The organism is Kitasatospora sp. CMC57 (genome assembly GCF_045866025.2).
Classification (GTDB): domain Bacteria; phylum Actinomycetota; class Actinomycetes; order Streptomycetales; family Streptomycetaceae; genus Kitasatospora.
The window spans coordinates 5,079,843-5,091,516 of record NZ_AP035881.2; the positions used below are offsets into that span (position 1 = coordinate 5,079,843).

At 72.0% G+C, this 11,674-nt stretch carries 10 protein-coding genes; 4 read left to right on the forward strand and 6 right to left on the reverse strand.

What is annotated here, in order from left to right; translation table 11 throughout:
* Nucleotides 1-14: 14 nt before the first annotated feature.
* The 3 genes from ACKUU6_RS22815 to ACKUU6_RS22825 all read right to left on the reverse strand — a co-directional run bounded on the left by ACKUU6_RS22815 (nt 15) and on the right by ACKUU6_RS22825 (nt 3,246).
* On the reverse strand, nt 15-1,046 hold the full coding sequence (locus ACKUU6_RS22815) for a beta-ketoacyl-ACP synthase III (protein ID WP_407990409.1): 1,032 nt from the start codon (nt 1,044-1,046) through the stop codon (nt 15-17).
* A complete protein-coding gene (locus tag ACKUU6_RS22820; protein ID WP_407990410.1) occupies nt 1,043-1,981 on the reverse strand; it encodes an ACP S-malonyltransferase in 939 nt (312 codons plus the stop codon). Before ACKUU6_RS22820 ends, ACKUU6_RS22815 begins: the two co-directional genes overlap by 4 nt.
* A gap of 89 nt (nt 1,982-2,070) precedes the next feature.
* Nucleotides 2,071-3,246 (reverse strand): PucR family transcriptional regulator, encoded by a 1,176-nt coding sequence (locus tag ACKUU6_RS22825; protein WP_407992206.1) that lies wholly within the window; start codon nt 3,244-3,246, stop codon nt 2,071-2,073.
* Between the two features lie 239 nt (nt 3,247-3,485).
* Between ACKUU6_RS22825 and ACKUU6_RS22830 the strand changes: the two genes are divergently transcribed.
* The gene (locus tag ACKUU6_RS22830) at nt 3,486-4,262 is read left to right on the forward strand and encodes a pirin family protein (RefSeq protein WP_407990411.1); all 777 of its coding nucleotides are present in this window, start codon (nt 3,486-3,488) and stop codon (nt 4,260-4,262) included.
* Between the two features lie 164 nt (nt 4,263-4,426).
* On the opposite strand, the gene ACKUU6_RS22835 is transcribed toward ACKUU6_RS22830, so the two are convergent.
* Nucleotides 4,427-5,257, reverse strand: a complete 831-nt coding sequence (locus ACKUU6_RS22835) for a serine hydrolase domain-containing protein (RefSeq protein ID WP_407990412.1) — start codon at nt 5,255-5,257, stop codon at nt 4,427-4,429.
* A gap of 101 nt (nt 5,258-5,358) precedes the next feature.
* Here ACKUU6_RS22835 and ACKUU6_RS22840 point away from each other — a divergent pair, with 101 nt between their 5' ends.
* From ACKUU6_RS22840 to ACKUU6_RS22850, 3 genes are all read left to right on the forward strand, one after another.
* Nucleotides 5,359-5,883, forward strand: a complete 525-nt coding sequence (locus ACKUU6_RS22840; RefSeq protein ID WP_415927191.1) for a MerR family transcriptional regulator — start codon at nt 5,359-5,361, stop codon at nt 5,881-5,883.
* The gene (locus ACKUU6_RS22845) at nt 5,841-6,845 is read left to right on the forward strand and encodes an aldo/keto reductase (RefSeq protein ID WP_407990414.1); all 1,005 of its coding nucleotides are present in this window, start codon (nt 5,841-5,843) and stop codon (nt 6,843-6,845) included. Before ACKUU6_RS22840 ends, ACKUU6_RS22845 begins: the two co-directional genes overlap by 43 nt.
* A 306-nt stretch (nt 6,846-7,151) precedes the next feature.
* Entirely contained in the window at nt 7,152-9,878 is a 2,727-nt protein-coding gene (locus tag ACKUU6_RS22850) for a beta-L-arabinofuranosidase domain-containing protein (protein ID WP_407990415.1), read from the forward strand.
* Between the two features lie 112 nt (nt 9,879-9,990).
* Here ACKUU6_RS22850 and ACKUU6_RS22855 read toward each other — a convergent pair whose 3' ends face one another.
* Both ACKUU6_RS22855 and ACKUU6_RS22860 read right to left on the reverse strand, forming a co-directional pair.
* On the reverse strand, nt 9,991-11,214 hold the full coding sequence (locus tag ACKUU6_RS22855) for an alpha/beta hydrolase (RefSeq protein ID WP_407990416.1): 1,224 nt from the start codon (nt 11,212-11,214) through the stop codon (nt 9,991-9,993).
* Between the two features lie 96 nt (nt 11,215-11,310).
* Nucleotides 11,311-11,673: an MmcQ/YjbR family DNA-binding protein gene (locus ACKUU6_RS22860; RefSeq protein ID WP_407990417.1), complete on the reverse strand. Its 363-nt coding sequence runs from the start codon at nt 11,671-11,673 to the stop codon at nt 11,311-11,313.
* Between the last annotated feature and the right edge of the window lies 1 nt (nt 11,674).

The window sequence follows — 11,674 nt, forward strand, 5'->3', positions numbered from 1 at the left end:
TGGGGCGTTGATGCCTAGGGGAGAGTAACGACTGCTGCGGCGTACACGAGACCCGCCCCGAAGCCGATGATCAGCGCGAGGTCACCGCTGCGGGCCTCGCCGCTCTCCAGCATCCGTTCCATGGCCAGCGGGATGGAGGCCGCGGAGGTGTTGCCGGTCTCGGCGATGTCGCGGGCGACCGGCACCGTGGCGGGCAGCTTGAGCGCCTTGATCATGGCGTCGGTGATCCGCATGTTGGCCTGGTGCGGGATGAACGCACCGAGCTGGTCGGCGGTGACCCCGGCGGCGTCCAGCGCCTGCTGGGCCACCTTGGCCATCTCCCAGACCGCCCAGCGGAAGACCGACTGGCCCTCCATCCGCAGGGCCGGCCACTTCACCTCCTCGCCCGTCCCGTTGACCGCGTCCGCCTTGGCGAACGCGGTGTCCCAGGCCTGGGTCTGCGAGATGACATCCTTCTGCGAACCGTCCGAACCCCAGATCACCTTGCCGATGCCGGGCGTGTCGGACGGGCCGACGATCGCGGCACCCGCGCCGTCGCCGAAGATGAACGCGGTCGACCGGTCCGAGGTGTCGGTCAGGTCGCTGAGCCGCTCGACACCGATGACCAGCACGTACTCGGCGCTGCCGCCGCGCACCATGCCGTCCGCCAGGCTCAGGCCGTAGCCGAAGCCCGCGCAGGCGGCCGAGATGTCGAAGGCCGGGGCGGTGCCGCAGCCGAGCCGCTGGGCGATCTCGGTGGCGATCGCCGGGGTCTGCTTGAGGTGCGAGACGGTGGCCACGATCACGCCGCCGATCTGCTCCGGGGCGATGCCGGCCTGTGCGATCGCCTTGCCGGCGGCCTGCACCGACATCTCGGCGACGCTCTCCTCCGGCCCGGCCCAGCGGCGCTCGGTGATCCCGCTGCGGGAACGGATCCACTCGTCCGAGGACTCGATCCAGTTCAGGACCTCGGAGTTGGGGATCACCCGAACGGGGCGGTAGCCGCCGACACCGTGGATGCGCGAGTACGCGGCACCGGTGGACGGCTGGATCTGAGGCGAAGTCATACGTCCTGCTCCTGCCCGCCGTGCTCCTCGATCAGCGCACGCGCCTTGTCGAGGTCGGCCGGGGTCTTGAGGGCCAGCGTCGCGACACCCTTGACGTTGCGCTTGACCAGGTTGGTGAGGGTTCCGGCCGGGGAGAGCTCGATGACGGCGGTGGCACCGAGCTGCTGCAGGGTCTCCATGCAGAGGTCCCAGCGGACCGGGTTGGAGACCTGGGAGACCAGGCGGTCCAGTACTTCGGTACCGGACTGTACGACCTCACCGTCCTTGTTGGACAGGTACCCCACCTTCGGGTCGTGGACCGTCAGGGTCGGCGCCAGCTTCGCGAGCCGCTCCACGCCCGGCGCCATGTGCTCGGTGTGGAAGGCACCGGCCACCTTCAGCGGGATCACCCGGGCACCGGCCGGCGGGTCGGCCTTGAGGGCCGCCAGCTGGTCCAGCGTGCCGGCCGCGACCAGCTGGCCGCCGCCGTTGTTGTTGGCCGCGGTGAGGCCGTGCTCGGCCAGCTTCGCGGCGACCACCTCGGGGTCGCCGCCAAGCAGGGCGGTCATCCCGGTGGCCGTCACGGTGGCGGCCTCGGCCATCGCCAGGCTGCGCTCGCGGACGAACACCAGCGCCTCCTCGACGCTGAGCACGCCGGCCAGCGCGGCGGCGGTGATCTCACCGACGCTGTGCCCCGCGACCGCGGCGAACGGACCGCCGGTCGGGGCGCCGAACAGCTCGGTGGCGGTGAGCAGGCCCGCGGCGACCAGTAGCGGCTGGGCCACGGCGGTGTCCTTGATCTCCTCCTCGGAGCCCTCGGTGCCGTACCGGACCAGATCGAGCCCGGCCACGTCGGACCAGGCCCTCAGCCGGTCGGCGGCGCCGTCCAGCTCGAGCCAGGGGTTGAGGAATCCGGGGGTCTGGGCACCCTGTCCAGGGGCGACGATTACGAGCACGGTTCAACCCTCTCTCGCCAGGCACCCGGGGGCGGGTAGGCGACGGTAACGAAGAAAAGCACGCCGGATTGTGGAGTCCCTACAGCGTGTCACTCATGGGTGGCGGCCGAACCGAGTCGGCCCAGGGCCAGCGCGATCCGCAGCGTGAAGGCCGAACGCACGTCGGACGGAGCATATCCGGTGACGTCGGTCACACGACGGAGCCGGTAGCGCACGGTGTTCGGGTGGACGAAGAGCATCCGGGCGGCACCCTCCAGCGAGGAGGCCTGCTCCAGATAGACACTCAGGGTCTCCAGGAGTGCCGACCCGGCCTCGTCGAGCGGTGTGTAGATCTCCTCCACCAACTGCCGCCGGGCCGCCTGGTCCCCGGCCAACGCCCGCTCGGGCAGCAGATCGTCCGCCAGCACCGGGCGCGGGGCGTCCGGCCAGGCCGCGCAGGCCCGCAGCCCGGCCGCCGCCGCATGCGCGGACCTGGTCGCCGAGAGCAGGTCACCGACCGTCGGGCCGACCACCACCGGACCCGGCGCGAACTGCCCGATCAGCGCCCGGGCGGCGTGCACCGGCTCCTTGTCGCCGCCGACCACCACCACCAGCCGCTTGCCGAGCACCCCGGTCAGCACGTGCAGCTTGGCGTACCTGGCGGCCCGTCGGATCGCTTCCACCACCAGCTCGCTGTCCCCGTCCGGGGCGCTGCCCATCACCACCCGGACCTGGCTCGGCTGACCCCAGCCGAGCGCGGCCGCGCGGGACAGCACGCCCTCGTCCGCGTCACCGGAGAGCAGCGAGTTGACGACCAGTGCCTCCAGCCGGGCGTCCCAGGCGCCGCGCGCCTCGGCCGCCTGGGCGTACACCTGCGCGGTGGCGAAGGCGATCTCCCGGGCGTAGACCAGTACCGACTCGCGCATGCCCGCCTCGTCGCCGGGCGCGGCCACCTCGTCGATGGCCTCCTCCATCACCTCGATCGTGGTGCGGATCAGCTCCACGGTCTGCCGGAGCGTGATGGCCCTGGTCAGCTCGCGCGGGGCGGTGCCGAACACGTCGGTGGAGATCGCCTGCGGGGCGTCCGGGTGCCGGTACCACTCGGTGAACGCGGCGATACCGGCCTGGGCGACCAGGCCGATCCAGGACCGGTGCTCCGGCGGCATCCGCCGGTACCAGCCCAGTTGGTCATCCATCCGGGTGATCGCGGCGGTGGCCAGTTTGCCCGCGGACTTCTCCAGGCGCTTGAGCGTGGCGGCCCGTAGCTCAGCCCGTTCGGTGGCCAGCCTGCGCTCCTGCGCGGTCAGCCGGCTGCCCCGGCGGGCCTTCGGCTGCTCGGGCTGCTTGGCAGCCGCGGTGGCCTGCTCGGCCGCGGTCTTCTTGTCGGAACTCGCTGAAGCGGATGGCACAGGACAAGACTGCCTCACGTACGAGGCGCCTCGTACCCGCCCCCACCGATCGGGCCGGTGGCCCACGTCACACCGGCCTCCCCCGGGCCGCGCCGCTCCGGTACTACGGTGGCCCCGTGACCGAAGCCGCCACCCGCGCCCGCGCCGAGCTGCGCCGGGCCTCCGAACGCTACCGATCGACCCCGGCCGACGGCGTCGAGACCCGGCACGCCTTCTCGTTCTCCGGTCACTACGACCCGAAGAACGTGCACTTCGGCGCCCTGCTGGCCGTCAACGAGGAGACCCTCGCCCCCGGCGCGGGCTACGACGAACACCGGCACCGGGACACCGAGATCCTGACCTGGGTGCTCTCCGGCGCCCTCGCCCACCGGGACGGCCACGGCCACGCGGGCGTGGTCCGGCCCGGCATGCTCCAGTGGCAGAGCGCGGGCTCGGGCATCACCCACACCGAACGCAACGTCGGCGGCGCGACGGAACCGGTGCGCTTCGTCCAGATGTGGCTGCAGCCGGACACCTTCGACGCACCCCCGGCGTACGGCCTCCGGCGGGTCGAACGCTCGGTGGACGGGCTGACGCTGCTCGCCTCGGGACGGGAAGGGGACGCCTCCTCGGAGGCGCTGCGGCTGCGGCGCGGCGACGCGGCACTCTGGCTGGTCATGGCGGGGCCGTGGGAGCCGCTACCGCCGCTGCCCGAAGCACCGTTCCGGTACGGGCACCTGACGGCGGGTTCGCTGGGCTACCGCACCGTGCCGGGGCCGCAGGGCGGCGGCCGCACGATGGAGCCCGGCGACAGCGTCCGCGCCACCGGCGACGCCTTCGCCGACCCCACGGCGGGGGCCGACGGCGCGGAGCTGCTGCTCTGGGAGATGCACTCTCCCGTCACCTACGGCTGACCTCAGGTGGCTACGGTCAGGAGCCCGGGGAACTACGACGCCGACCTCGAAAAAGGTCACCCGTGCGTATGTGGTCAGGTACTTTGCATTTCGACCCGCACGCCAGACCTCCTCGCAGTTCCCCGAGCTCCCCGGACAGTGCAACCGAGCGTTCTGCCAAAAGCTCAGGCGAGGTCGGCGAGCACCGCGTCCGTGAAGGCCGGCCAGACCTCTGCCGCCCACGGGCCGAAGTCGCGGTCGGTGAGGGCGATGCAGGCGACGCCCGCGGCCGGGTCGACCCAGAGGAAGGTGCCGGACTGGCCGAAGTGGCCGAAGGTGGCGGGCGAGCTGTGGGTGCCGGTCCAGTGCGGGGACTTCTCGCTGCGGATCTCGAAGCCGAGCCCCCAGTCGTTGGGCCGCCGGTGGCCGAAGCCGGGGAGGACGCCGCCCAGGCCGGGCCAGGCCACCTCACGGGTGGCGGCGTGCACGGTGGAGGGGTCGAGCAGCCGGGGGGCCTGGAGCTCGGCGGCGAACCTGGCCAGGTCGGCGACGGTGGAGAGGCCGCCGGCCCCGGCGGGGGTGCGGTGGGCGGTGTTGATCAGGGTGGAGGTCATCCCGAGCGGGGCGAAGACCGCCTCGTCGGCGTACTGGGCGAAGTTGATCCCGGACGCCTTGGTCAGGGTGTCCGCCAGCACGTCGAACCCGGCGTTGGAGTAGAGCCGTCGCTCACCGGGCGGGGCCATCACCCGGTGCTCGTCGAAGGCGAGACCCGAGGTGTGCGCCAGCAGGTGACGGATGGTCGAACCCTCGGGCCCGGCCGGGTCGTCCAGCTCGAAGACGCCCTCCTCGACCGCGACCAGCACGGCGTACGCGGTGAGCGGCTTGGTCACCGACGCCAGCGGGAACAGCTGGTCCTGCGGTCCCGCCGCACCCAGCACCACCCCGTCGCCGCCCCGCACCACCGCGGCCGCAGCGGTGGGCACCGGCCAGTCCTCGATCATCCGCAAGCTCTGCATGGGCCCGACTCTAGTCAGTCGTACCGTCGCCCCGGAGTGCCGGGCTTGCCTAGAGTGCGCTCCAAGTCAGTAGCTTCGTGAACGTCACTTCCACCGGGGGTATCACCGTGGCCACGTCCGCAGCACCGAACCTGCTCAACTGCGGCGCCTACTCCGGCGTCGCCGTCGAGACCGCCGACCGTTCGGGCCGGCACACCATCAGTGAGATGGTGGCAAGCACCGGCCTGAGCGCGCACACGCTGCGCTGGTACGAGCGGATCGGGCTACTCGATCCGGTCGACCGCTCGCACTCCGGGCAGCGTCGGTACAGCGACGCCGACGTGCGGCGACTGGAGTTCCTCGGCCGGCTGCGGCTGACCGGGATGTCGGTCGCGGACATGCTGCGCTACGTCGAGCTGGTCCGGGAGGGCGAACACACCCTGGCGGACCGCCGCGACCTGCTGGTGGCCCACCGCGAGGAGGTCCGGCTGAAGCTGGCGGACCTGCACGCGACGCTGGTGGTCCTCGACTACAAGATCGACCTCTACGGCGAAACCCTCGAATCCATCGAAGAGCGCGAAGCACTCGAAGGCAGGAGCACCGAATGCGTCTCCCCACCGCCCCCCTCGGCCGCAGCGGCCGGCTGATCGGCACCCAGGGCCTCGGCTGCATGGGCATGTCCGAGTTCTACGGCCCGACCGACACCGCCGAGGCCCTGGCCACCCTGGACGCCGCGCTCGAAGCGGGCGTCACCCTGTTCGACACCGCCGATGTCTACGGCAACGGTGCGAACGAGGAGCTGATCGGCCCGTTCGTCCGGGCCAACCGCGACCGGGTGGTGCTGGCCACCAAGTTCGCCATCGAGCGCCGCGAGGACGACCCGACCTACCGGGCCGTCAACAACCGGCCCGCGTACATCCGCACCGCCGTGGACGCCTCGCTGCGCCGCCTCGGCGTCGACGTGATCGACCTCTACTACATGCACCGGCGCGACCCGGCGGTCCCGCTGGCCGAGTCGGTCGGCGCCATGGCCGAGCTCGTCCAGGCGGGCAAGGTACGGGAGCTGGGCCTCTCCGAGGTGACCGGGGACGAGCTGCGCGAGGCGTACGCGGTGCACCCGATCGCGGCGCTGCAGTCCGAGTGGTCGCTGTTCTCCCGGGACGTCGAGCGCACGGCCGTTCCGGCCGCGGCGGAACTGGGCGTCACCTTCGTGCCGTACTCGCCGCTCGGCCGGGGCTTCCTGACCGGCTCGTTCGCCGCCGCCGAGCAGCTGACGGAGGGTGACTACCGGCGCAACCACCCGCAGTTCAGCGGGCCGAACGCCGCCGCCAACGCGGCGCTGATCGCCCCGATCCAGAAGATCGCCGCGGACCGTGGCGTCACTGCCGCCCAGGTCGCCCTGGCCTGGGTCCACCAGCGCGCCGAGGTGCACGGCCTCGCCGTGGTCCCGATCCCGGGCACCCGCAAGCGCACCCGGCTCGCCGAGAACACCGCTGCGGCGACCCTGCGGCTCACCGCCGCCGAGCTCGCCGCGCTGGAGCCGATCGCCGGCCAGGTCACCGGCACCCGCTACGCCGACATGAGCTCCACCTCGGCCGGTCGCGAGTAGCCTGCCGGCGACGGCGGACGGAGAGCCCCGGTGCCGCGATCACACCGTGATCGCGGCACCGGGGCTCTCCGTCTCCGAGGGGGAGAGCTGCCCGGGGAGGGCGTGGCGGCACTGCCGTCGAAACTCTTGACACGCCAATTGTGAGCGTTAACACTCTTGCAACACACGGGTAACGCACCACCGGACGGGACGGCCGGGGACCCCGCGCGACCGTGCCGCGACCGCCGATGGCGGCCGGGAGTCGCCGTGCGCCACCTGCGCTGCCCACCCACCCCCACCCCCCTCACACGGACCATGGAGTTCGCCATGCCGGCTCACCCCTTCAGCCGCCGTACCGTGTTCAAGGCGACCGGCGTCGCAGCCATGGCCGCTGCTGCCGGTCCTGTCCTCGGCGCGGGCTCCGCCGTGGCGGAGACGCCCCCGGTCAGGTCCGACCTCGGAGTGTCGACGGTGCCGTTCGCGCTGGGTCAGGTCCGGCTCACCAGCAGCCGGTGGCTCGACAACCAGAACCGCACCCTGGCCTACCTCCGCTTCGTGGACGTCGACCGCCTGCTGTACAACTTCCGCGCCAACCACCGGCTCTCCACCAACGCCGCTGCGGCGAACGGGGGTTGGGACGATCCTGGCTTCCCGTTCCGCACCCACGTGCAGGGCCACTTCCTCTCGGCGTGGGCCCAGGCCGCCGCCGCACTCGGGGACGCCACCTGCCGCGACAAGGCCAACCAGATGGTGGCCGAACTCGCCAAGTGCCAGGCCAACAACGCCGCCGCGGGCTTCTCCGCCGGCTATCTCTCGGGCTTCCCCGAGGCCGACTTCGCCAACCTCGAAGCGGGCAGGCTGAGCAACGGCAACGTCCCGTACTACTGCGTCCACAAGACCATGGCCGGTCTGCTCGACGTGTGGCGCCTGCTGGACAACACCCAGGCCCGCGACGTGCTCCTCGCGCTCGCCGGCTGGGTCGACCGCCGCACCGCAGCGCTCAGTTACAGCACGATGCAGTCAATGCTGGGCACCGAGTTCGGTGGTATGAACGAGGTGCTCGCCGACCTCTACCAGCAGACCGGCGACGCCCGTTGGCTGACCACCGCCCAGCGCTTCGACCACGCCGCGGTCTTCGACCCGCTCGCCGCGAACCTGGACCAGCTCAACGGCATCCATGCCAACACCCAGGTGCCCAAGTGGATCGGAGCCGTCCGCGAGTACAAGGCCACCGGCACGACCCGCTACCGCGACATCGCCACCAACGCCTGGACGATCACCACCGGATCGCACACCTACGCCATCGGCGGCAACAGCCAGGCGGAGCACTTCCGGGCCGCGAACGCCATCTCCGGCTACCTCACCGACGACACCTGCGAGCTCTGCAACTCGTACAACATGCTCAAGCTGACCCGGGAGCTGTGGCAGCTGAACCCCGACCGGGCCGCGTACTTCGACTTCTACGAGAAGGCGCTGCTCAACCACGTCGTCGGCGCCCAGAACCCGGCCGACCCGCACGGCCACATCACCTACTTCAGCTCCCTCAACCCCGGCGGCCGCCGGGGCAAGGGCCCGGCCTGGGGCGGCGGCACCTGGAGCACCGACTACGGCACGTTCTGGTGCTGCCAGGGAACGGGTGTCGAGTCCAACACCAAGCTGATGGACTCGATCTACTTCCACGACGGCACCACCCTGACGGTGAACCTGTTCCTCCCGTCCGTCCTGGACTGGACCCAGCGGGGCATCACGGTCACCCAGACCACCGCCTTCCCGGCCGAGGACACCACGACGCTCAAGGTCACCGGCAGCGTCGGCGGGACGTGGTCCCTGCGCGTCCGCATCCCCGGCTGGACCTCGGGCGCCACGATCAGCGTCAACGGTGTCGCCCAGAGCGTCGCGGTCACCCCGGGCACGTACGCCACCCTCACCCGGTCCTGGTCCACCGGTGACACCGTCACCGTGAAGCTCCCGATGAAGGTGGCCCTCCAGGCCGCCAACGACAGCCCGAGCGTCGTGGCGGTCACGTACGGCCCCGCCGTCCTGGCCGGCAACTACGGCAGCACCGCGCTGTCCTCGCTCCCGACCCTGGACGCCGCCTCGGTCACCCGGACCAGCAGCACCGCCCTCGCCTTCACGGCCACCGCCAACGGAGCGACGGTCAACCTCGGCCCGTTCTACGACGCCCAGGGCTTCAACTACACCGCCTACTGGCGGACCGACGACAGTCCGAGCTTCCGTCTGGTCAACGCGGCCAGCGGACTCGTGCTCGGCATCCAGAACATGTCCACCGCCGACGGGGGCCGCGCCCTGCAGTGGGGCGACACCGGCACCGCCGACCACAACTGGGTCCTGGTCGTCGACGGCACCGCGCTGCGGCTGCGCAACGTCAACAGCGGCAAGGTCCTCGGCGTGCAGTCCATGTCCACCGCCGACAACGCCGTGGTGCTCCAGTGGGGCGACACCGGCACGGCCGACCACCGGTGGACCGTGGTGGACGCGGGCACCGGTTACCACAAGTTCCAGAACGTCAACAGCGGCAAGCTGCTCGGCATCGAAGGCGGCTCCACCACCAGCGGCGCCTTCGCCGTCCAGCTGCCGGACAGCACCGCCGCCGCCGGGCAGTGGCAGTTCCTCCCCGTCGGTGCCAGGCGGATCCAGAACGTCAACAGCGGCAAGGTCCTCGGCGTGCAGTCGATGTCCACCGCCGACGGCGGGCTCGCCATCCAGTGGGACGACAACAACACCGCCGACCACCTCTGGACGGCCGTCCTCGACACCGGCGGCTACCTGCGGCTGCGCAACTCCAACAGCGGCAAGGTCCTCGCCGTGGAGAACGGCGGCACCGCCAACGGCGCCCGGATCGTCCAGTGGGCGGACGACGGCGCGACGGACCACCGCTGGCGCCTGCGCCACGGCGGTGGCGACACCTTCAGGATCCAGTGCGCCAACAGCGGCCGCGTCCTCGGCATCTCCGGTGCCTCCACCGCCCGGGGAGCGCAGGCCGTGCTCTGGGACGACAACGGCACCAGCGACCACCTGTGGCGGTTCATCTGATCCGGCGTCGGGTGCCGCGGCCGCCGCAGGGCGATCGCGGCACCAGGTAGGAACCCACCTTCGGCGGGCCCCGTTCGCGGGGTCCGCCGAAGGGCGTCTCCCGGTACGGAGCTCAGCTCCGGGCGGCCCGGGTCACGTCGGCGTAGTCGCCGAGCGCGATGTCGGCGAAGTTGCGCAGGCTGGCGGTGCCCTCGGCGAGGTAACCGGTGTGACCCTCGGCGCCGGTCGAGGAGACCCTGATGGCGCCGAAGGCGGTGGAGGTGGGGTCGGTGCCGTGACCGAGACCGCCGACCTCCAGGTAGGGGACGTTGCCGATCCAGTCGGTGCGGTTGCGGGTGGCCCAGACCCGGACGCCGGTGCCGAGCTCGGTGGCGTCGGCCACGCCCATCCCGGGGCTGCCGAAGACCACCAGGTCGGTGGGGGCTGAGTCGTGGACGGCAGGAGCGGCGGTGCCGCAGACCACGGTCCCGTACGAGTGGCAGAACAGGGCGGGCGGCGTCTCGGGGTCGCTGGTGACGGCGAGGCCGGCCAGCAGGCGGGTGAGGCGTGGGGCGGCGGCCTGGGCGAGGCGGTCGGTGACGGCGTCGGGGCCGAGGCCGACCGGGGTGACGTATCCGGTCCAGGCGATCACGGCGGTACGGGTGCCGGCCGCGAGGCGCTGCTCCTCGGCGTACAGCGCGCGCCCCATCCCGGCGGGGGAGCGGAGCGGGTCGGCGGCCTGGTCGAAGTGGCCGAGGTCGGCGTCCGACCCCGGCACCAGGACGGCTACCCGCCGAGCGGACGTCAGGTCGCCGTACACCTCGCTGACCAGGCCCCGGCCGCGCGGGTCGAAGGCCAGGATCTGCCGGCCGTGGTCGAGCAGGTGCTCGCTGTCGTTGGCCCGGGCCTCGGCCCGGGCGCGGGTGTCGGCGTCCAGTCGCCGGTCGGCGGCGCGGGCGCGGGCCCGGTCGCGTTCGGCGGCGATCGCCAGCCGGTTGGCCCGGTAGCGGAGCTGGAGCGGGGCGCCGTCCAGATTGCCGACCACCAGCGGGTAGGCGGTGACCAGCCGCTCGGTCTGAGCGGCGGTGAGCCCGGCGAAGAAGGCGGCCACGCTGCGGGCGTCGGCGGTGGCCGGGTCCGGCAGGACGCGGCCGAGCGAGTGGTCGGTGCCCCACCGTTCGCTGCCGGCCGGGGGAGTGGTGATGGCGAGCTGCTCGCTCCCCACGGCGGCCTGCGCGGCGGCGGCGCCGGTGTCGACCAGGACCACGGTGGTGGCGAAGACGCCTATCAAAACCCGCTTGATCCGCCTGCGGCGCTGCACGGAGCGCGCGTTCTGCTGCGGCAACTGGTCACCCATCCTTCTGGCCTGCGTGGGGTGGTACCACCGCCGACAACTTCCAGCCAGCGTATGGGCTGGGGAGGCGGTACGTGCCCGGCTAAACTGTGGGATGGGTCACAGGGTTTCGGAACTGCGCCCGGATGCCTCGAAATCCCTGACCAGCTTCTTCGGGACGACGCTCCGCCAGGCGTCGGTGAGCAGGTCGCGCAGCTCGTCCGGGTCGACCCCGGCCAGCTGGACCAGCACCCAGCCGTGCCGCCCGACGTACGGCGCCGAGGAGTAGACCTCCGGCTCGGCGGCCAGCAGTTCGGCTTGGTCCGCCCGGCTCGCCTTGACGGTGACAGCTCCCGTCCCCGGCGTGCCCATCGCGAAGATCTTCTCGCCGACCCGCAGCGTGACCGTGCTCTCCCAGGTCAGCCGCTCGGCGGCCCGGGGGAGCGCCAGTGCGGTGCTCAGGAACTGATCGAACGTCACCATG

Bases quoted from the DNA above. Each gene is read 5' to 3' on its own strand.
- ACKUU6_RS22815 (WP_407990409.1), bottom strand. From the start codon at position 1,046: ATGACTTCGCCTCAGATCCAGCCGTCCACCGGTGCCGCGTACTCGCGC.
- ACKUU6_RS22835 (WP_407990412.1), bottom strand. From the start codon at position 5,257: ATGCAGAGCTTGCGGATGATCGAGGACTGGCCGGTGCCCACCGCTGCG.
- ACKUU6_RS22845 (WP_407990414.1), top strand. From the start codon at position 5,841: ATGCGTCTCCCCACCGCCCCCCTCGGCCGCAGCGGCCGGCTGATCGGC.
- ACKUU6_RS22850 (WP_407990415.1), top strand. From the start codon at position 7,152: ATGCCGGCTCACCCCTTCAGCCGCCGTACCGTGTTCAAGGCGACCGGC.
- ACKUU6_RS22855 (WP_407990416.1), bottom strand. From the start codon at position 11,214: ATGGGTGACCAGTTGCCGCAGCAGAACGCGCGCTCCGTGCAGCGCCGC.
- ACKUU6_RS22860 (WP_407990417.1), bottom strand. From the start codon at position 11,673: ATGGTGACGTTCGATCAGTTCCTGAGCACCGCACTGGCGCTCCCCCGG.